This window comes from Nonomuraea sp. KM90, assembly GCF_052246675.1.
Classification (GTDB): Bacteria; Actinomycetota; Actinomycetes; order Streptosporangiales; family Streptosporangiaceae; genus Nonomuraea.
Map to the genome: position 1 here is coordinate 41935 of NZ_JBQQCB010000016.1, position 19511 is coordinate 61445.

Genomic DNA, 19511 nt, shown 5'->3' on the forward strand with positions numbered 1-19511 from the left:
CCCGCGGGTAGGGGGCGACCCGACGACGCTACGCGGACTGCCGGGCTTCTTCCACCGCACGGGTGATCGAGTCGAGGTCATGACCGCCCTCGTAGCGCACGGCGTTCAGGAAGAGGGTGGGCGTGCCGCGCACGCCGCTGTCGCGGCCGGACACCTCGTCGACCGCGATCCTGGAGACGTGCCGAGGCACCGCCGACCACGGGTCGACGTCCAGCTCGGCGGCGTAGTGCTCCAGGTCGGCGTCGGTGAGGAAACGCTGGTTGTCGTAGAGGATGTCGTGCATCTCCCAGAACCGGCCCCGGTCGGCGGCGGCCTCCGACACGACGGCGGCCGAGGCCGCCCGGGGGTGCAGGGTCCGCAGCGGGAAGTGCCGGAACACCAGCCGCACGTCGGGGTTCCGCCTGAGGATCTCCTCCAGGATCGGGTGCAGCCGCCCGCAGTAGGGGCACTCGAAGTCGCCGTACTCGACGATCGTCACCCGGGCGTCCGCGGGACCGCGTACGTGGTCGTCCGGCCCCACCGGCACGGCCAGGATCGTGGGGAGCTCCTCGGCGGGCTCGGCCTCGGGCGGCGCGCACACCCCGCCCCGGTCCCACGCCATCCGGAAGATCACCCACCCCAGCACGGCGGACAGCAGCGACCCGGCCAGGATCCCGATCTTCGCCTGGTCGTGCAGGGCCTGGTCGTCGAAGGCCAGGTCCACGATGAACAGCGCCACCGTGAACCCGATCCCCGACACCGCGGCCCCGCCCAGCAACTGCCCCCACACCAGGTTCCCCGGCAGGATCCCCCACCCGAACCGCAGCGGCAGCCAGGTGCCCAGCGAGATCCCCACGAACTTGCCCAGCAGCAGCCCCAGCGCCACGCCGATGGCGACGGGGGAGGTGGCGGCCGCGCGCAGGGTCTCGAGGTCGAGGCTCACCCCGGCGTTGGCCAGCGCGAAGACGGGCACGATCACGTAGCTGCTCCACGGGTGCAGCCGCAGTTGCAGCCGCTCGTTCACGGAGACGGCCCGCTGGACCCGCCGCGTGGCCTCCCTGGCGGCCAGCGCGCTGGGCTCGCTGGTGAACTCCTGCACGGCCTCCCCGGCGAGCAGCAGTTTCTGGTCGGTGGGGGCGTACACGAAGACGAGGATCCCGAGCGCGATGCCGACCAGCGTGGGGTGGATCCCGCTCTCCAGCGTGGCCACCCAGAGCCCGAACCCCAGCACGATGTACGCCGGCGCCCGCCAGATCTTCAGCCACCGCAGCGTCATGATGGCCGCCAGCAGCAGCGCCGCGATGAGCAGCGCGGGCACGGACAGGCTGGCGGTGTAGAACAGCGCGATGATCATGATGGCCAGGACGTCGTCCACGATGGCCAGCGTCAGCAGGAACGCCCGCAGCGGATCGGGACACCGGGCCCCCACCACGGCGAGCACGCCCAGCACGAACGCGGTGTCGGTGGCGATCGGCACGCCCCAGCCGCCGACTCCCGGCCCACCGAAGTTGAGCAGCAGGTAGAGGCCGGCCGGCACGAGCATCCCGCCGAGCGCCGCCACGGCCGGCACCGCGATCAGCCGCCGGTCACGCAACTGCCCGAGCCGCACCTCGTAGGAGACCTCGAGCCCGATGAGGAAGAAGAAGACGGTCATCAGGCCGTCGTTGACCCAGTGCCGCAGGTCCAGCGTGAACATTGCGTCCCCGAAGGAGATCCCCATCGGCGTGTGCCAGAACGCCTCGTAGGTGTGGGCCCAGGGCGAGTTCGCCCACAGCAGGGCCAGCACGGTGGCGACGAGCAGCACGCTCGTGCTGCCCGCCTCGGTCCTCAGGAACGCCCGCAACATGACAGATCTCCCCCCGGAGATCTGATCCTAAGGGCGCCCTTCCGTCAGCCGCCGGAGGGCCCGCGCCCGCGCCGGACCATCCAGATCGCGAAGGCCGTGACCACGGCGAGCGCGGCCGTGGCCAGCGCGAGGAGCAGCGGGAGGACTCCGGAGGAGCCGGGGGAGCCGGTCGCGACCGCCGTGGTGGCGGGCGCGGAGGAGGGCGGGCCGGAGGAGGGCGGGGGCGATGCGGTGGCGGAAGGGCTCGGGGTCACGATCCGCGCCTCGGGCGTGAGGGACAGGCCCTGCTGGCGGTCGGGCGGCCCGTGGCCCATGGCGTCGGCGTACGTGGGCACGCCCGCCGGCTCGCCCTGCACGTCCACGGTCAGCGTCACGGGCACCTCGACGTACGAGTTCCCCCGGTCGGTGAACAGCCGCACCCACAGCTTGTAGTAGCCGGGCAGCGTGGTGTCCTTGACGTGGTCCTGGTCCGACTCGCGGTTGCGGTAGTTCACGGGCACCGACGTGCCGGTGAACGACTGCGGCCGATCGCCGAGCGTCACCCGCCAGGCCTGGTCGCCGCCGCCGAGCACCCGGGGGTTCTCCGGGCTCAGGATGGAGCTCGACAGCTGGAGCCGGGCGCCGTCCAGCGCGGCGCGGTCGGCCTCCGGCAGGGCGGGCACCTCGATCCGGTACGCCAGGCGCTGCCCGTAGTTGAGCGGCACCCGGAAGTACGCCTCCTCGCCGGGGATCACGGTGTCGGTGTAGCGGCCGTCCGCGAGCACGGGGCCGTCGCCGTACGAGCCGCTGCCCGTCACGGGCACCGGCTCGGCCTGCGCCACCTGCGGTTCGGCGGTCTCCGCCCCCGTGGCCGGCCCGGGGAGGGCGGCGACGTCGGTGGCGGGCGGCTCGATGACCAGATTCAGCTCCAGCGGCGCGGTGGAGCCGCGGACCTGGTCGCCCTTGTTGGTCACCTCGATCGTGAAGCGGCCGGCCGCCTCGCAGGGCCCGGAGCCCTCGGTGATCTGTCCCTGCCCGACCACGAACGCGCTGCCGCCGGTGGGCAGGTCGGTCAGGAAGTCCTGGGTGCCGCAGGGGCCGGAGCCGCTCTGCGGCCAGATGGCCAGGCTCTCGCCGATGAGCGCCCTGGCGCCCGGCGGGGCGGTGACGCCGATGCGCAGCCCGACGTAGGCGGTGGCGCCGGCGGGCAGGTCGAAGGCGTAGTGCCGCTTGACGTCGGGGCCGGGCGGCATCTCGTCCAGGTACGCACCGGGCTTCAGCACCGGGGCGGAGGCCCGGTCGGCGGTGCCGTTGACCGGGATGCCCACCGGCGACTGGCCCCGGAGCGCGCGCTGGGCCAGCCGGCGCATGCGCCCCGCCAGCTCGTCGCCGTTCTGGGCGTCGGCGTAGCTGCCGCCGCCGGCCTTGGAGATCCGGACGAGCTGGTTCCGCGTGGCGTTCCCGACCCGGAAGCCGACGACGTCCACCCGTACGCCGATGCCCTGCCCGGCAAGCCTGCGCGCGGTGGCGACCGGGTCGCCGCCGCACGTCTCCTTGCCGTCGGAGACGAGCAGGATCGTCTTCTGGCCGTCGGAGGTGAAGTCCTTGGCCGCCTGCTTCAGCGCGTACGCGATGGGCGTGTCGCCCTGGGGGCGCAGACCGGCCACCTCGCTCTTGAAGCGGTCGCGGTCCAGCGGGGAGGGGCGCATGTGGAGTTCGGTGTCCTGGCAACCTCCGCCGTACGAGCGCAGCCCCACCAGCGCGCCCTCCGGCGCCGCGGCCACCATGCCGTCGAGTGCCTTGCGGGCGGCGGCGATCCGGGTCGAGCCGGAGCCGTCGCTCTCCTCCATCGAGCCGGAGACGTCCAGCAGCACCACGAGCTGACCGGCGGGTTCGCGGGCCATCGCCGCGGAGGGGAGGGCCAGGGGGGACAGGACCATCAGGATGACCACGAGTAATCGGGGCATGCGCCGCATTATCGATCATCCCGCTTGCAAGCGCCTGAAAACCTAAAAGAAGAGGTAGACGGCTGCGTCCCGGGCCAGCAGGAACCCGACGATGGCCAGTGCCCAGCTCAGCATCGACGCCGAGTGCTTGCTGATCCAGGCCCGCAGCCGCTCCAGCTTCGGCTCCAGCCGGCCCCCGGCCACCGCGCGCAGCCCCATGAGCGCCAGCGGCGGCAGGATCATGATCAGCACGTACGCCGCCAGCACCGGCATCCACTGCGCCGTCGCCAGCCCGGAGGTCGTCATGATGCCGATCGCGGCCAGGTACGGCAGCATCGTCGCCACCTCCAGCACCCCGGCGGTCAGCCCCAGCAGCACCATCACCCGGGGCCCGCCCACCCGCGGCTCGAACGTCCGCTCCGGCTTGCCCAGCTTCGCCCGCCGCTTCGGGTCGAACCGGAAGCTCAGCGCGAACAGCCCCACTCCGAGGACCAGCTGCACGATGTACGCGGGCCGGCTGCGCAGCACGTCGCCGAAGGCGTCCATCGCCGTGGCCAGCCCCAGCATGAGCGCCACCCCCACCAGGAAGTAGAAGACCGCCACGGTGGCCAGGTAGATCAGCAACCTGGAGCTCCTCGACCGGTCCGAGGACAGCAGCAGGTAGATGGGGATGCCGAGGGTGCCGAAGCTGGTGCTGTCGACCACCGCCAGGGCCGCGAGGGTGAGCAGCAGTGCGAGCGTCATGAGGGAATCATCCCGATTGCGGGCAGGCGCCTGCCTCCTCCGGCGGGCTGAATCAGGCGTACATCCTTCTGCTCATTTCGGGGGCTCCTCGGTGGCCAGGAGAGGCCGCGTGGCGGGGTGAACCGCTGGGGGCGCGGCGCCCCCAGCGGGGCCCTACAGGTTGCGCAGGTAGGCCAGGGACGGCGCGAAGAAGTACTCGCCGCCCTTCATCGTGACCGTCTGGGCCACCTGAGCCTGCGGGACGGACATCTCCGGCTTGCCCCACACCTTGGGGAAGCTCACCTTGATGTCGCGATCACCCTGCCCGATGACCGGGTCGTGACCGGTCGCCGGCACCTCGAAGTCGGGGTTGTCCGCCCAGCTCTGCTGCGTGAACTCGAACTGGGCGAGCAGGCTGCCGTTGAACGCCATGAACAGCAGCCCGACCTCCCCGCTCGGCCGGTCCTCGGGCGCGGAGTCGTCCCACGGGTCGTCGGTGCGCTCCCCGTACGTCTGCCCGCGCCTGGCCATCAGCACCTCGCGCCCGAACGAGCGCGGGTTGGTCTTCCTGACGTGGCCGCTGAACGGGCACTTGGAGCCGTCGTCCGCCTCGAAGGTGAAGTCGTTGTCCACCGGCCCGCCGGTCGCCCTGGGCTTGAGCGTCAAGGGGGTGCCGTCCTTGAAGCGGCCGACGAGCATGGCGCCCGCCCGGTCGCGGTCGGTCCCGGACAGGCCCAGGCCGTCGGCCAGGTCCCGCTCGATCTCCTTGAACGCCCGTACGTTCTGCTCCAGCTTCCTGAACACCAGGTAGCTGCCGTGGTGACGGGCGGGGTTCGGTGCGAACGGATCGGGCACCAGGACGTTGCCCAGCGGGAACGCCGGGTCCCAGTGCTTCTTCGGCTCCTTGTCCACCTCGTCCTTCAGGAACAGCGGCTGGCTGCGGCCGTCCACGTAGCCGAAGTGCTCGATGCCCTCGCCGGCCGGGTTGCGCATGCCCCGGCCGCTCTCCTCGCCGAGCAGCCGGGCGCTCTCCGGCAGGTCGGCGAGGATCTCCTCGCGCAGCGCGGCCACCGGGCCGGGCTCCGCGTCGCCGATCAGGATGACGGCGTGGATCTCCCGCTGGTAGGTGCGCTCCCACTGCTCCACCGGCGGGTCCTCGACCAGGCCGACCCGGCGCTTCATGCCGTCGCGGAAGACCGGGTCGCCGAACTTGCGCACGTCCTCGACCGTGTGGCCCAGGTCGCGGTAGCCGGCCTTGCTGATGCCGATGCCCACGTACGGCGTCCCGCGCCGGCGGCCGGCGGCGAAATCGCGTACTTCTTCCAGGTGCTTGCGTGCCGACTTCATCTTCGTGGTCGCGATGCGGCGCAGGAATGCCTTGCCCTCGGCCACATTGTTGAACCGGACGAACAGTACGGAAAGGTGTTCACGGACGTGCGCGCGCAGGATGTTCGGCTGCAGATTGTCCAGCATCGCCTTGGTGTCCGCGTCGAGCGTGGCCGAGTCCCAGGCCAGGGGTCGTTCGTTGTTCAGGTCGACAGGCATTGTCGAGTCCCTTTCCCCGTTTCCGATGAAATCGGGCCCCCTGGCGCGTCATCGGGAAATCTCCCATGAATCCCCCGTCTTGCTACGCGCCCCACCTGTACGACTCGCGATGGTATGAGAAAGTTTCCGAAAATGCGGTCGGGTGGATTTCCCGATCAGCGCACGGTGATCGCGGTCCGGGCGACGCCGCCGTTCTTGCAGCGTACGGTCACGGCGTGCGTCCCGGCCCGGGCCGCCTTCAGCGTCGGCGACCACGCGACCGTCGGGACGCCGGGCCGGTTGCGCGCCGTGGAGAAGGCGTTCGAGGTGACGTCACGCACCTGCGAGCCGCCGCAGACGGCGGTCACCTTCACCTGGCCGCCCGGCACGGCGGTGGCCGGGGACACGCCGACGCCCGCGTTGACGGCCGCCAGGGAGCCGCCGCCGTCACCCGGAGGCTGCGTCGTGGCGGTCGGGGTGGGCTTCGGGGTGGCGGTGGAGGTGGGGGTGGAGGTGGGGGTGGGCTTCGGGGTCGCCGTCGGCGTGCCGGTGGGCGTCGGCGCGGGGGAGGGGTTGCTCTGCCCGAAGACCACGTCCGAGCAGGAGTAGAACGCCTCGGGACTGTCGCTGCGCTGCCAGATCGCGTAGATCAGGTGCCGGCCCTGGCGGGACGGCAGCTTCGCCGTCATCGTGTAGTAGCCGTCGGCCACGGCCGGGTTCTGCACGGTGTGGAACGGCCTGGCCTCCAGGTCCGACCACTTCAGCGGCTTGGCCGGGTCGTAGCCGTCCCTGGTGAGGTACAGCTCGAAGGCGCCCTTGTGCGGCGCGGTCGCCCGGTATTTGAAGGTGTGGGAGGCGCCGCTCGTCATGGTCGTCGCCGGCCAGTCGGCCCGCGCCTGGTCGAAGCCGCGGTACTTGTCGCGGCCCGCGCTGCACAGCTTGCCGTCCGGGATGATCTCGCGGTGCCGGCCCGCCGCGTCGGCGATGTTGACCTCGTTCCAGTCGTACAGGGGCTGGGTGCCGCCGGTCGCCACCGCCTGCTTGCACGCGGCCGACTTCGGGCTCTCCGGGCCCTCGCTGTAGCAGACCATCGTGCGGCTGGGCGGGTTGCTCATGGTGCCGTGCGCGGAGGCCGTGCCGGGGGTGAGCGCCAGCACGAGCAGCGTGGGGGTGGCCAGGGTGGTGGCGACGAGCGCCTTGCGGTTGATCTGCATGCAGACCACCTTGGAGCACCGCAACGGACGAAATATCGGGCTTAAGCGTCCTTTAAGGCTGTCTTAGATGCCTTTTCAAGGCGCAACCAGACCTGCACCTGAGCCCCGCCCAGAGACGAGCGGTCGAGCCGCAGCACCCCACCGGTCGACTCGGCCAGCCGCCGCGCGATGTCCAGCCCGAGCCCCGTGGACCCGCTCCCGCTGGCCCCCCGCTCCAGCGCCGCCTCCGGGTCCCGGATGCCCGGCCCGGCGTCGGCGACCAGGATGCCGACCGTGTCGCGGCCCTCGTGCAGCGTGACGCTGAACGCCGTCCCCTCCGCCGTGTGCCGGAACACGTTCCCGAGCAGCGCGTCCACCACCGCCGTCAGCTCCCCGGCCGGTACGGGCGCCCGCACCGGCAGCGTGGCCCCGACCAGCTGCCACGGCCGCCCCTGGTCCTCGGCCAGCGCCGACCAGAACGCCAGCCGCTCGCGCAGCACCTCGGCCGCGTCGCACGAGGCCCTGAACGACCCGCCGAACGACCCGCCGAATGACCCGCCGAATGACCCGCCGAATGACTGGGCCGCCCGCGACGGCCGGCGGGCCGCCGAGATGATCGTGGTGACCTCGCCCTCCAGCCTGCCCAGCGCCTGCCTGCTCGGCTCCGCCTCGGGTCCGAGCTGGTCCAGGCTGAGCTTGAGCGCGGTGAGCGGCGTGCGCAGCCGGTGGGAGAGGTCGGCGGCCAGCTCCCGCTCGGCCGCCAGGAGGTGGGTGACCCGGTTGGCCATGGCGTTGAACGCGGTCGCCGCCGCCTTGAGCTCGGGCGGCCCGTCGGGGTGGATGCGCTCGCTCAGGTCGCCGGAGCCGAGCGCGGTGGCGGCCGTGCCGAGCCGGCGCGCGGCGCGTACGACCCGGGCCCCGAGGCGGTCGCCCACCAGCACGGAGCCGAGCACGAGCACCACGGCCACCCCGGTCAGCACCGCCCACGAGGCGAGGACGCCCCGGTTGAGCTCGTCGGCGGGGACGAACACCTCGATGACCGCGCTCCGGTCGCCGTCCAGCGCCACGGGCCGCAGCAGCACGTAGCCGCCGTCCAGCTCGACCGTGCTCGCCCTGGTCTGCGCGGCGGCGCCGGCCACCTCGGCGGCGGGCGCCCGCGAGGCGCCCACCGTCGCCCCGCCCTTGACGTGGATGGCCAGCCGCCCGTGCCGGCCCGCCTCCGTACGCGCCATCGCGTGCCCGAGGTCGTCGCCGCCGGTGGTCAGCGCGAGCACCGGCACCAGCGCCGAGGCCTGCCGCTCGGCGTTCGCCACGGCCCTGGTCTGCGCGGTCTCCCTGATGATCAGCGCGAGCGGCACCAGGAAGGCCAGCGCCACCATCGAGGTGACGGCGACCATCAGCACCGCCAGGGTCCGCCTCATCGCGCCCGGCTCATCGGGGCGCCGACAGCATGAACCCGACGCCGCGCACGGTGTGCAGGTAGCGGGGCCGGGAGGCGCTCTCGCCGAGCTTGCGCCGCAGCCACGACAGGTGCACGTCGATCGTCTGGTCGTCGCCGTAGGCCTGCCGCCAGACCTCGGACAGCAGCTCCTTGCGGGTGACGACCCGGTCGGCGCGGGCGGTGAGGTAGGCCAGCAGGTCGAACTCCCGCCTGGTCAGCACGAGCGGCCCGCCGTCGAGCGCGGCCTCGCGCCGGTCCACGTCCACGACCAGGCCGCCGACCCGCAGCGTACGGGGCTCGGGCGCGGACCTGGCCCGGCGCAGCACCGCGTCCAGCCGGGCGCTGAGATGGTCGCCGGAGAACGGCTTGACCAGGTAGTCGTCGGCGCCCGCGCGCAGCAGCCGGACGATCTCGGCCTCGTCGTCGCGGGCGGTGGCCACGATGACCGGCACGTCGGAGATGCCGCGGACCATGCGCAGCGCCTCGGAGCCGTCCAGGTCGGGCAGGCCGAGGTCCAGGATGACGGCGTCCGGAGGGGCCTGCGAGATCTCCCTGAGCGCGTCCAGGGCGCAGCCGGCGCTGCGGACGGCGTGCTGCCGCCGGCCGAGTTCGTGAATGATCGCCGATCTGACGAATTCGTCGTCTTCGACTACGAGAACCGTCGCCATGCGCCCCAACCGTACCGGGGGCGTACATAATTCCTCTCATGCGTCGAGCCATGAAATATGCGGCGATCTGGTGCGGGGCCACCGTGGTCGCCGTGTCGGTCTCGTGGTTCGGCGTGCGCGGGGTGCTGCGTAACGAGTTCGTGGACGACGTGAACGTCGAACCGTTTCTCGCGCAGACCGTCGCGGCGGATGTCAATTCGCGGGTGCCGGTCACGCCGGCGCCCCGCCGTACCGTGAAGACCACAAAAACGCCGATAAATCCGAAAACGACCCCGAAGTCGACACCGAGTCCGACCCCGACCCCGAGCTCGACGTCGGGAAAGCAGCTCAAGGTGGTGACGGTGAAGGGCGGGGAGGTGGCGTTCACGCTCGGCCCGGAGGGCTGCCGCCTGGTCTCGGCCACCCCGGTCGGCGGCTACACCGCCAAGGTCGCCCGCGCCGACGGCTGGATCCGGGTGGACCTGGCCAAGGGCGAGCACGGGACGGGCGTGTTCTGCATCAGTCACGAGCAGCGCACCGACACCTGGGAGTACTGATGAGGAGCCGGCGCTGGAGCCGTTCCAGCGGCACCCGCGACACCCTGCTGCGCGCGGCCCGCGACGTCTTCCTGGCCAAGGGGTACGCCGAGGCCACCGTCGCCGACATCGTGGAGGCGTCCGGGATCAGCGTGGGCAGCCTGTACCACCACTTCGGCGGCAAGCCGGGCCTGTTCCTGGCGCTGTGGGAGCAGTTCATGCACAGCCAGGAGGAGCGCACCTCGAAGGCGGCCAAGGCGGCCGAGGGCACCGCCGAGCGCTTCCTGGCCGGCGCCCGCGCGTACCTGGAAGGGTCGTGGGAGCAGCGCGAGGTGGCCCGGCTGTTCCTGGAGAGCGACGGGCCGATCGAGTTCACCACCCTGCGCAGGCAGCGCGGCTGGAACTGGATCGGCGGCAACAAGCGCCTGCTGGGCCTGGCGGACACGCGGGAGAGCCAGGTTCTCGTGGTGCTGCTCACCACCATGATGGGCGAGGCGGGCCGCGAGGTGGCCGCGTGCGAGTCGGACCAGGACGCCCAGGTGACGATCGACGAGACGATCCGCCTGGTGAGACGGCTGCTGCCTACGCCGGACGGCGTAGCGGAGGGGTCTCCCTAGGGACGATTCGACAGCCCGCGCGGAGTGGCAGCGTGGAGGGCATGGACGCACTCCGCAGGGCACTGGGCGGGCTCTTGGCGCTCTACGCCCTGATCTTCCTCTCGTTCGCGCTGCTGCACGCCGGGATCGCGTTCGGCCCGGTACGCGAACCCGTCATCGTGCCGGCCGCCGTCGTCGAGACGCTGTGCGCCGTGGCCACCGCCGCCGGGGCGTACGGCGCGCTCGCCGGGCGGGCGTGGGCGTGGGACGGCGTGATCTACGCGCACGCGGCCGCGCTGGGCGGCGTGCTGATGGGGATCCTGGCCCTGGCCTTCGGCGACGGCGGGGGCGCGGCGAGCGCGTTGCTCAACTGGTATCACAGCACGATGGCCGTCGTGCTGGCCGCCGGGCTGATCGGGGCCTTCTACGTCTCCAGGGTGCGCAGATAGCCGGCCGCCTCGGGCAGCCGCTCCTCGCTGAACACGCGGATCCCGTGCTGCTCCAGCAGCGCCGTCGTGACGCCCTGCCCCGGGGCTCGCCGCCCCTGGAAACTGCCGTCGTAGATCGACAGCGCGCCGCACGAGGGGCTGCCCTCCTTGAGCACCGCCATCCGGATCCCCTGGGAGCGCGCGACCGCGAGCGCGGCCCGCGCGCCCGCCAGGAACTCGGCCGTCACGTCGGAGCCGTCCGTCGCCAGCACGCGGGCGGTGCCGGACAGGACGGCCGCCCCGCCCGCGCCGCCCTCGATCTCGGCGGCGGGACGGGGGATCGGCAGCCCGCCCTCCACCTCCGGGCAGAACGGCACCAGCCGCCCCTCCCCCCGCCACCCGGCGAGCCAGGCGTCGGAGCTGGTCTTCGCGCCGCCGTCGTAGCGCACCTTGCGGCCCATCAGGCAGGCGCTGACGAGGATCTTCTCCACGTCTTCGATCCTATGAGCGCGATGGGCACCAGCGAGACGGCCGCCAGCGCGACGACGACCCAGAACGCGTACGTGAACGGCCGCGCCACCCCGGCCCTGGTGAACACCTCCAGCAGCACGGCCAGGACCGCGACGCCGAACGGCGAGGCGAGACGCACCGCGATCGTGCTCAGCGTGGTGGCCCCCGGGATCTCGGCCCGCTCCAGCGTCCTGAACGCCGCCGCCATCACCGACGTCGACACCAGCCCGTGCCCGAGCCCGAGCACGAACATCGGGATCGGACCCCCGCCGAGCAGCACGAACGCCACGATCCCGGCCACCGCCAGGACCACGCCGGCCGCTCCGGTCCCGCGCGGCCCCTTGCTGTCGGTGAGCTTGCCCGCGAGGGGCATCGTGATCGCCGCGCCGATCCCCATCGGCGCCAGCAGCAACCCGGCGTCCAGCGCGTCGCCGCCCTCGGCGAGCTGGCTGTAGAGCGGGACGAGGACGGTGAAGCCGAACATCGCGGCCGAGTAGCACACGAGCGCCGCCACCGCCGCGGCGAACGTGCGGTCGCCGAACAGCCGCAGGTCCAGCAGCGTTCCCGGGCCCCGCAGGGCCCGCACCGCGAACGCGGCCAGCAGCGCCAGGCCCAGCCACAGCGCCGGATGCAGGAGCGAGGCCCCGTTGCCCACCTCGGAGAGCCCGTAGACCAGCGCGGCCAGGCCGGGGGAGAGCAGGGCCAGGCCGCGCACGTCGAGGCCCTGGGCGCCGGCGCCCGGCTCCCGGGGCAGCAGCACGAACGCCGCCACCAGCGCCACGGCGCAGATCGGCACGTTGATCAGGAACAGCCACCGCCAGCCGAGGGTCTCCACGACCACCCCGCCGAGCGGCGGCCCGAGCACGGGCGCCAGCATCGCGGGCATCGAGATCAGGGCCATCGCGCGGCCCATCCGCTCCTTGCCCGCCGCCTGCGCCAGCATCATCTGGCCGACCGGCAGGAGCAGCCCGCCGCCCAGCCCCTGGACGGCGCGGAAGACGACCAGGCTCGCGACCGACCAGGCGGCGGCGCCGAGCGCGGAGCCCGCGATGAACAGCACGAGCGAGACCAGCCAGACGTTCCGGCCGCCGAACCTGCCCACCGCCCAGCCGGTGACGGGGACCGTCATCGACAGGGCCAGCAGGTAACCGGTGACGGCCCACTGCATGGTGGCGAGCGTCGTGTGGAAGTCGCGGGCCAGGGTGCCGAGCGCGACGTTGACGATCGTGGTGTCGAGCATCGTCATGACGACGCCCAGGAGGACGACCAGGCCCGTGGCCCCGAGAGGAGTTCGTACGCCGTATCGCATGTCGTACAGCGTATCAGTTTCGTACGCTGTCTAGACTCGGAGCCGTGAGTTCCGTTTGGTCGAGACCCTCGCCGCCCCGCCGCCCCGTGCTGACCAGGGAGGCGATCGTGGCCGCCGCCGTCGCCGTCGCCGACGCCGAGGGGCTGGCCGCGGTCTCCATCAGGCGCGTGGCCGCCGAGCTGGACGCCCGGGCGATGACGCTGTACTCCTACATCGAGCGAAAGGAGGACCTGCTCGCCCTGATGGCCGACGAGATCGCCGCCGAGACGCTCGTCGAGGGGCCGCTGCCCGGCGACTGGCGCGAGGCGCTGCTGCTGCTCGCCCGGCGCGAGCGCGAGCTGGTGCGGCGGCATCCGTGGCGGGTCGAGCTGATCTCGCAGCGGGTGGACATCGGGCCCAACGGGCTGCGGCACGTGGAGCAGAAGCTGGCCGCGTTCGACGGGCTCGGGGTCGACCGGCTGACGGCCTGGCGGTTCCTGGCGGTGTTCAACGACTACATGACCGGGTTCGTGGTCCGGGAGGCGCAGGAGCGGGGGGCGCCCAGGGAGCAGGGGGTCAACGACGCAGAGCGGGCCGCGGTGGCGCAGCCGTACATCAGGGAGCTGGTCGAGAGCGGTGAGTTCCCCCGGCTGGCGCCGATGATCGAGCAGGGCGTGCAGGGCGCGGACGACAACTTCGAGCGCGGGCTCAACTGGGTGCTGGACGGGATCGAGGCCCACCTGCGAGGGTGACGGCCGTTCTCGGGGGCGACGCGCCCGGGCGATAGCCTTACCCCCGATGAACACCACCGTCTCCACGATCGTCATCGCCGGCGCGCTGCTGCTGATGCTGATGAGCCTGATCGTCGCGATCCGCAACCGGCCGATGGGCATGGTGCTGCTGGTCGGCTTCGGCCTGCTCGAAGTGGCCGTGCTGGTGCAGGCGGGCTTCGTGATCGCGGCCGTGTCGGGCGGCGAGGGGCCCGCCGACAAGGTCACGCTGTTCGGCTACATCGGCGGACAGGTGCTGATCCCCCCGGCCGGGGTGTTCCTGGCGCTGGCCGAGCGGAGCAGGTGGGGGTCGGGGATCCTGGCCGTGGCCGGGTTCGCGATCGCCGTGATGAACGCCCGGGTGCTGCAGATCTGGCAGGGCGTGGCGTGACGACCTCCATCGGGACCGGGCCCGGGCGGGCGCTGATCGCGGTCTACGGGCTGTTCTCGCTGGCCGCCGGGGCGCGGGCGGCCGTCCAGATCGCCGGGAGGTTCGCCGAGGCGCCGCTGGCGTACTCGCTGTCGGCGTTCGCGGCGCTGGTCTACATCCTGCTCACCGTCGCGCTCTGGCGCGGCGCCCGCCGCCTCGCGCTGGTCGCGCTCGGCATCGAGCTGGCCGGCGTGCTGATCATCGGCACGCTCAGCCTCCTCGACCCGGCCGCCTTTCCCGACGAGACGGTGTGGTCGGCGTACGGCAGGGGTTACCTGTTCATCCCCCTCGTGCTGCCCCTCGTGGGCCTGTTCTGGCTGCGGCGCAGGCGTTAGCGCCCGCCCTGCCCGGGCAGTGGCACACCCCATGAGCACGATCGAACATTCGGAAGACGTCGAGGTCCCCATCAGGGCGGCCTACAACCAATGGACGCAGTTCGAGAGCTTTCCCGAGTTCATGGAGGGCGTGGAGTCGGTCAAGCAGATCGGTGACACACGTACGGCGTGGGTGGCGGAGATCGCCGGCGTCCGGCGCGAGTTCGAGGCCGAGATCACCGAGCAGCACCCCGACGAGCGCGTCGCCTGGCGCAGCGTGGACCGGCCGCACCACGCCGGTGTGGTGACCTTCCACCGGCTCGACGACAGCAGGACCAGGATCACGCTCCAGATGGAGTACGACCCCGAGGGCTTCGTCGAGACCGCCGGTGACTGGCTGCAGCTCGTACGCATGCGGGTCGTCGGCGACCTCAAGCGCTTCAAGACCTTCATCGAGTCGCGCGGCGGCGAGACCGGCGGGTGGCGCGGCGACGTGCCGGGGCCGCACCAGCGCGGCTCCTCCTACGGCGAGAGCGACCGGCCCGTCCCGCCCGGCACCGTGGGCGGTGGCGACTACCCGCCCGGAGGCACGCTCCCGCCTCCCGGCCCGGTGCCTCCGGGCGGCGAGCCTCCCGAGGGCCCGCGGCCCGTCCTCTGATCCCTGGCCTCTGATCCCTGTCCACTGAGCGCCGCCCCTGAGCGCCTGCCCTCTGATCAGGGCGGATCTGTTCAGGGCGGGCGCAAGACCCCCGGAATCCCATCGCCGGGGGTTTTGCCATGACCAGGAATAAACGGATATTTCGGTCCTGTTAAGGTGGTGATTCGTCCCATGATTTGATGAGTGGAGGACCACCCCCGACATGAGCGTGCTCGCCCAAGAGTCCCGAGGCAGAACCACCCCGCTGGCTTGGCTCCTCGTGCTGGGAATCGTCCTCGCCGCGCTCAACCTGCGCACCGCCGTCACCAGCGTGGGCCCGCTGCTCGACCACCTCGCCGCCGGCCTCGGCATGTCGAGCGCCGGCACCGGGCTGCTCACCACGCTGCCCGTGCTGGCCTTCGCCAGTGTAGGCGCCATCACCCCGGCGCTGGCCCGGCGGGTCGGCGAGCACCGGCTGCTGCTGCTCGCCCTCGTCACGCTGGGCGTGGGGCTGCTCGCCAGGTCGATGGTCGGCTCGGCCCCGGTGTTCCTGCTGAGCAGCGCGGTGGCGCTGTCCGGCGGCGCCGTCGGCAACGTGCTCATCCCGACGCTGATCAAGCGTCACTTCCCGGCGAACACCGGGATCATGACCACCGTCTACACCACGGCCCTGGCGGCGGGCACCATGCTGGCCGCCGCCGCGACCGTGCCCATCGAGCGCGCGTCGGGGGACTGGCACGTCGCGCTCGGCGTGTGGGCGGCCCTGGCCGCCGTGGCCGCCATTCCGTGGCTTGCGCTGCTGCGCAGTGAGCCGGAGCGGGACACGGGCGGCCGGGACGCAAGCCTGCGCGGCCTGGTCAGGAGCAAGCTGGCGTGGATGATCGCGATCTACTTCGGCACCCAGTCGATGATCGCCTACATCATGTTCGGCTGGCTCGCCACGATCCTCACCGACGGCGGTTACACCACCTCGGAGGCCGGGCTGGTGCTCGGCGTGTTCACGGCGCTGAGCATCCCCGTCTCGATCCTCGTGCCCGTGATCGCCTCCCGCTACCGCGACCAGCGGCCCGCCGTGGCCGGGCTCGTCGCCTTCTACGCGGTCGGCTTCCTCGGGCTCTGGTTCGCGCCGCCCTCCACGGCGATGGTGTGGGTGGTGTTCGTGGCCGTGGGGATGGGGTCGTTCCCGCTGGCGCTGATGATGCTGGCGCTGCGCACCCGTACGCCGGAGGCCACGGCCGCGCTGTCGGCGTTCGGGCAGAGCGCCGGCTACCTCATCTCCAGCATCGGCCCGCTGCTCGTGGGGGTGCTGCGGGAGGCGACCGGCGGGTGGGCGGTGCCGTACGTGCTGATCTTCGCCGTGCTGGTGGCGCAGCTCGTCACCGGCCTGTACGCCGGCCGCAACCGCTACCTGGAGGACGAGCGGGCCGCTGCCAGAATGGCCCGGTGAGATCCACTGTCGTCACCTTCCCGAGCGGCCTGACCAGCGGCCGCTCCCAGATCGTCGGGGTCGTTCCGGTGGGGGATCGGCACGGCCTCGTCGCCGCCGAGACACCCTTCCACCCTCTCGACCACACCTGGCCCGACCAGCCCGCGGACCGCGGCACGATCGGGGGTCTGCCGGTCGTCGACTGCGTTACAGGGGCCCAGTCGACGACCGGCCCGACCACCGGCGAGATCTTCCTCGGCGAGTCCATCCCCGTGCGGCGCGGGACCGAGGGCTGGGAGTGGCTGGTCGTCCACGTGACGGGGGCGCCGCTGCCGGTGGGGGCCGAGGTGGACCTCGAAGTCGACCCGGCCTTCCGGGCGGCGCTCTCCTACGGCCACACCGCCTGCCACCTGGCCGCGCTCGCGCTCAACGCGGCGCTGGCCGATCACTGGCGCAAGGAGGCGCGGCCCGACGCGCTCGGGAGCCCCGACTTCGACCAGGCGGCGATCACCTCCTCGCGGATCGTGCCGCACGGCAGCGTGGACGTCTACCGCCTGGGCAAGTCGCTGCGCAAGAAGGGCTTCTCCGGCGAGGACCTGGACCCGGCCGAGGTCGCCCGGCGGGTGAACGACCGGCTGGCGGCATGGGTGGCCGCCGACGCGCCGGTCCGGCTGGACGTGCCGGGGCCGGGGCTGACGGCCCGCCGTACGTGGCACTGCTCGCTGCCCGAAGGCGAGGCGTCGATCCCGTGCGGCGGCACCCACGTGGGGCATACGGCTGAGCTGGCCGGGGTCGCGGTCGAGCTGCGGCTGTCGCCGGAGGACGCGACCCTGACCATGCGGGCGGGCCGCGCCTGAGGGATCCATCTGTCAGCATCTGTTGACAAGCGGGTGCTTGTCAGCACATGCTGACACCATGGAAGTCACCGAGCTGGCCGAGGCGGCCACCGACCGCGACCCGGGAGTGGGGCTGGCGGCGGTGGCCGCGCTCAGGGCCCTGCTGGAGGAGCTGGAGGCGGTCCACGTGTCGAACGCCCGCGCCCAGGGGTGGTCGTGGGAGCAGATCGCCGACGCGCTGGGGGTCCGCCGGCAGTCGGCACACCGCAAGCACGCCCGCAGGACGGGGAGGTAGGAGAAGGTGATGTTCGACAGGTACACGGAAGGCGCCCGCCGGGCGGTGGTCAGGGCGGGGATCCTGGCGCTCGACGCCGGGCGGCCCGCCCTCGACGCCGATCTGATCCTGCTGGGGGTGGCGGAGGTGCGCCCGTTCTCGCTGCCGTCCTTCACCGCCTCGGCGGCCGACGTGCGCGAGCGCGTGGACGTGCCGGACCCGGGGTCGCTCCTGGCCACGCTCGGCATCGACCTGGCCGAGGTGCACCGCCGTACCCGGGCGGGCACGGAAGAGCCGGGGCGGTGGACGCTGCGCCGCTCCCGCGTGCGCCCGCTGCGGGTGACCCTGTACGGGCCGCTGGGGCAGATCCCGCTGGCCATGCACGCCAGGAAGGTGATCGAGGTGGCCCAGTGGCGGCCGGGCCCGATCACCGGGGAGCGGCTGCTGTGGGGCCTGCTCGCCGACTACGCCAACGGCGTCGGCCGGATCCTCGGCGACGCCGGGGTGAACCTGCCGGACCTGGTCCGCGAGGCCGGCATCCCGACCCGCCGGGCCGCCTGACCCCCATGCCGCGCCCCGCTGCATCCGGCCGTGCCCGCGGGTCAGGCGGGTTTCAGGTGGGCGATCTTCTCGGGGTTGGCGACCAGGTAGATGGTCTCGATCCTGCCGTCCGCGACGAGGAACGTCAGGACGCTGATCACCCGCCCGTCGGCCGAGATGACCACGGCGGGAGCGTTGTTCAGCATCGCCACCGCGAACGACATCCCGGAGACCTCCGCCATGCCGATCGAGGCCATGAACTTGGCGATGTTCGCCGGGGTGTTGATCGACAGGAGGTAGCGGCTCACGTTCTCGGAGCCGGTGATGACCCGCAGCGCCGCCCTGGCCTTGCCGCCGCCGTCGCTGACCATCGTCACCTGGTCGGCGAACAGCTCGATCAGCCCGTCGAGGTCGCCTTCGGCGGAGGCGCTGATGAACCGCTCGGTGATCCGCCGGCGCTCGTCCCGGTCCACGTCGAAGCGCGGCCGCCGCTCGTGCACGTGGTCGCGCGCCCGCCGGGCGAGCTGCCTGGTGGCCGGCTCGGCCCGCCCGATGATCTCCGCGATCTCCGAGAACGGCAGGTCGAACGCCTCCCGTAACACGAACACGGCCCGTTCGAGCGGCGACAGCGTCTCCAGCACGACGAGTAACGCCATCTCCACGGAGTCGGCCAGCTCGGCGCGCTCGGCGACGTCGGGCGCGGTGCTCACCGGCTCGGGCAGCCACGGCCCGATGTACGACTCCCGCCGCGACTTCGCCCACCGCAGCCGGTCGATGGCCAGCCGCGAGGTCACCCTGATCAGGTACGCCTTGGGCTCGTCGACGGTCGACTCGTCCACCCCCGACCAGCGCAGCCACGCCTCCTGGACGACGTCTTCGGCGTCGGCGACGCTGCCGAGGATCCGGTAGGCCACTCCCGTCAGCAGGCTTCGGTGCTCGTCAAAGGTCGACATGAACCATAGACGTATCACGGGAGCCTCGGCGTGACACAAGGGCTCCGGGACTCCGTTACACTTGTTGATCGCAAGGGGCTATGGCGCAGTTGGTAGCGCGCCTCCATGGCATGGAGGAGGTCTGGGGTTCGAATCCCCATAGCTCCACCCCTTCACTCAGCGGCGGTGTCCTCCCGGGCGCCGCCGTTCGCGTTCCGCGGCCCGCTCGTGACCGGGTCGAACAGGGCCAGCTCCGCCTCCGTCGGCGGCTCGAACAGCTTCGCCCACTCGTCGAGCAGGTCCGGGGTGATCGGGACGGTGCCCCAGGAGCCGGCCTCGTTACGCGTGGCCAGGCGGCGGTGGAGCTCGGCCATCGGGGTCGCGAGATAGCGCAGCTCCACGGCGGCGCCGAGGGCGCGGGCGGCCAGCCGCAGCTCGTCGCGCTCCACCCGGGCCCAGAAGCCGTACTCGAGGACGACGGTCTGGCCGAGCCGCAGCAGATCCTGGGCGTGCCGCCAGAGCTGCCTCTCCAGCCGGTCGCGCGCCGGGTCGTCGTACGGGTCGAGGCCGAGGTGCGCCAGCCACTCGTCCGGGCACAGTCGGACCGCGGGCAGCTCGGCGGCCAGGCGGCGGGCCAGCGTCGTCTTCCCGGAGCCCGGCAGGCCGCAGAGCAGGATGAGGCGTCCCCGTGTCATGGAGCCGATCATCCCAGAGGG

22 protein-coding genes and 1 tRNA gene are annotated in these 19511 nt (G+C 72.4%); 12 read left to right on the forward strand and 11 right to left on the reverse strand.

Annotated elements, in window-relative coordinates; translation table 11 throughout:
• Positions 1-28: 28 nt before the first annotated feature.
• From nhaA to ACTWPW_RS19500, 7 genes are all read right to left on the reverse strand, one after another.
• Complete coding sequence (gene nhaA / locus ACTWPW_RS19470) at positions 29-1825, reverse strand: Na+/H+ antiporter NhaA (RefSeq protein ID WP_375115160.1); 1797 nt, start codon at positions 1823-1825, stop codon at positions 29-31.
• 44 nt (positions 1826-1869) lie between these two features.
• Positions 1870-3771: a vWA domain-containing protein gene (locus tag ACTWPW_RS19475; protein WP_443169491.1), complete on the reverse strand. Its 1902-nt coding sequence runs from the start codon at positions 3769-3771 to the stop codon at positions 1870-1872.
• 42 nt (positions 3772-3813) lie between these two features.
• Positions 3814-4494, reverse strand: a complete 681-nt coding sequence (locus ACTWPW_RS19480) for a GAP family protein (RefSeq protein WP_443169492.1) — start codon at positions 4492-4494, stop codon at positions 3814-3816.
• 153 nt (positions 4495-4647) lie between these two features.
• Positions 4648-6018, reverse strand: a complete 1371-nt coding sequence (locus ACTWPW_RS19485; RefSeq protein WP_443169493.1) for a Dyp-type peroxidase — start codon at positions 6016-6018, stop codon at positions 4648-4650.
• 155 nt (positions 6019-6173) lie between these two features.
• Positions 6174-7211: a lytic polysaccharide monooxygenase auxiliary activity family 9 protein gene (locus ACTWPW_RS19490; protein WP_443169494.1), complete on the reverse strand. Its 1038-nt coding sequence runs from the start codon at positions 7209-7211 to the stop codon at positions 6174-6176.
• A gap of 41 nt (positions 7212-7252) precedes the next feature.
• Positions 7253-8611, reverse strand: coding sequence for a sensor histidine kinase (locus tag ACTWPW_RS19495; protein WP_443169495.1), 1359 nt, complete (start codon positions 8609-8611; stop codon positions 7253-7255).
• A gap of 10 nt (positions 8612-8621) precedes the next feature.
• A complete protein-coding gene (locus ACTWPW_RS19500; RefSeq protein ID WP_375115166.1) occupies positions 8622-9299 on the reverse strand; it encodes a response regulator transcription factor in 678 nt (225 codons plus the stop codon).
• A 38-nt stretch (positions 9300-9337) separates the two neighbouring features.
• On the opposite strand from ACTWPW_RS19500, the gene ACTWPW_RS19505 reads away from it, so the two are divergent.
• The 3 genes from ACTWPW_RS19505 to ACTWPW_RS19515 are packed head-to-tail and all read left to right on the forward strand — an operon-like array spanning position 9338 to position 10859.
• On the forward strand, positions 9338-9835 hold the full coding sequence (locus ACTWPW_RS19505) for a hypothetical protein (protein WP_443169496.1): 498 nt from the start codon (positions 9338-9340) through the stop codon (positions 9833-9835).
• Entirely contained in the window at positions 9835-10431 is a 597-nt protein-coding gene (locus tag ACTWPW_RS19510) for a TetR/AcrR family transcriptional regulator (RefSeq protein ID WP_443169497.1), read from the forward strand. The genes ACTWPW_RS19505 and ACTWPW_RS19510 overlap by 1 nt, the downstream gene beginning before the upstream one ends.
• A gap of 41 nt (positions 10432-10472) precedes the next feature.
• Positions 10473-10859 carry a hypothetical protein gene (locus ACTWPW_RS19515; RefSeq protein ID WP_443169498.1) on the forward strand — a complete coding sequence of 129 codons (387 nt, stop codon included), beginning with the start codon at positions 10473-10475 and terminating at the stop codon, positions 10857-10859.
• On the opposite strand, the gene ACTWPW_RS19520 is transcribed toward ACTWPW_RS19515, so the two are convergent.
• Both ACTWPW_RS19520 and ACTWPW_RS19525 read right to left on the reverse strand, forming a co-directional pair.
• A complete protein-coding gene (locus ACTWPW_RS19520; RefSeq protein WP_443169499.1) occupies positions 10835-11329 on the reverse strand; it encodes a DUF523 domain-containing protein in 495 nt (164 codons plus the stop codon). The genes ACTWPW_RS19515 and ACTWPW_RS19520 overlap by 25 nt on opposite strands.
• Complete coding sequence (locus ACTWPW_RS19525; protein ID WP_375115171.1) at positions 11299-12657, reverse strand: DHA2 family efflux MFS transporter permease subunit; 1359 nt, start codon at positions 12655-12657, stop codon at positions 11299-11301. The genes ACTWPW_RS19520 and ACTWPW_RS19525 overlap by 31 nt, the downstream gene beginning before the upstream one ends.
• Before the next feature lie 44 nt (positions 12658-12701).
• Between ACTWPW_RS19525 and ACTWPW_RS19530 the strand changes: the two genes are divergently transcribed.
• The 8 genes from ACTWPW_RS19530 (at position 12702) to ACTWPW_RS19565 (ending at position 17884) form a co-directional block, all read left to right on the forward strand.
• Positions 12702-13388, forward strand: a complete 687-nt coding sequence (locus tag ACTWPW_RS19530; RefSeq protein WP_375115172.1) for a TetR/AcrR family transcriptional regulator — start codon at positions 12702-12704, stop codon at positions 13386-13388.
• 46 nt (positions 13389-13434) lie between these two features.
• On the forward strand, positions 13435-13797 hold the full coding sequence (locus ACTWPW_RS19535) for a hypothetical protein (RefSeq protein WP_375115173.1): 363 nt from the start codon (positions 13435-13437) through the stop codon (positions 13795-13797).
• Positions 13794-14171 carry a hypothetical protein gene (locus ACTWPW_RS19540; protein WP_364113305.1) on the forward strand — a complete coding sequence of 126 codons (378 nt, stop codon included), beginning with the start codon at positions 13794-13796 and terminating at the stop codon, positions 14169-14171. Before ACTWPW_RS19535 ends, ACTWPW_RS19540 begins: the two co-directional genes overlap by 4 nt.
• Positions 14172-14202: 31 nt before the next feature.
• Positions 14203-14808, forward strand: coding sequence for an SRPBCC family protein (locus ACTWPW_RS19545; protein WP_364113303.1), 606 nt, complete (start codon positions 14203-14205; stop codon positions 14806-14808).
• Positions 14809-15010: 202 nt separating this feature from the next.
• Positions 15011-16234, forward strand: coding sequence for a CynX/NimT family MFS transporter (locus ACTWPW_RS19550; RefSeq protein WP_375115175.1), 1224 nt, complete (start codon positions 15011-15013; stop codon positions 16232-16234).
• Positions 16231-17070 carry a metal-dependent hydrolase gene (locus ACTWPW_RS19555; RefSeq protein ID WP_443169500.1) on the forward strand — a complete coding sequence of 280 codons (840 nt, stop codon included), beginning with the start codon at positions 16231-16233 and terminating at the stop codon, positions 17068-17070. Before ACTWPW_RS19550 ends, ACTWPW_RS19555 begins: the two co-directional genes overlap by 4 nt.
• 58 nt (positions 17071-17128) lie before the next feature.
• On the forward strand, positions 17129-17344 hold the full coding sequence (locus ACTWPW_RS19560; protein ID WP_364113297.1) for a helix-turn-helix domain-containing protein: 216 nt from the start codon (positions 17129-17131) through the stop codon (positions 17342-17344).
• A gap of 9 nt (positions 17345-17353) precedes the next feature.
• A complete protein-coding gene (locus tag ACTWPW_RS19565) occupies positions 17354-17884 on the forward strand; it encodes a hypothetical protein (RefSeq protein WP_443169501.1) in 531 nt (176 codons plus the stop codon).
• Positions 17885-17925: 41 nt separating this feature from the next.
• Here the strand turns inward: ACTWPW_RS19565 and ACTWPW_RS19570 are convergent, their stop codons facing one another.
• Complete coding sequence (locus ACTWPW_RS19570; protein WP_375115178.1) at positions 17926-18816, reverse strand: RNA polymerase sigma-70 factor; 891 nt, start codon at positions 18814-18816, stop codon at positions 17926-17928.
• A 74-nt stretch (positions 18817-18890) separates the two neighbouring features.
• On the opposite strand from ACTWPW_RS19570, the gene ACTWPW_RS19575 reads away from it, so the two are divergent.
• Positions 18891-18963: transfer RNA gene (locus tag ACTWPW_RS19575), tRNA-Ala, on the forward strand.
• Positions 18964-18968: 5 nt separating this feature from the next.
• Here the strand turns inward: ACTWPW_RS19575 and ACTWPW_RS19580 are convergent.
• On the reverse strand, positions 18969-19490 hold the full coding sequence (locus ACTWPW_RS19580) for an AAA family ATPase (RefSeq protein ID WP_375115179.1): 522 nt from the start codon (positions 19488-19490) through the stop codon (positions 18969-18971).
• Positions 19491-19511 lie beyond the last annotated feature (21 nt).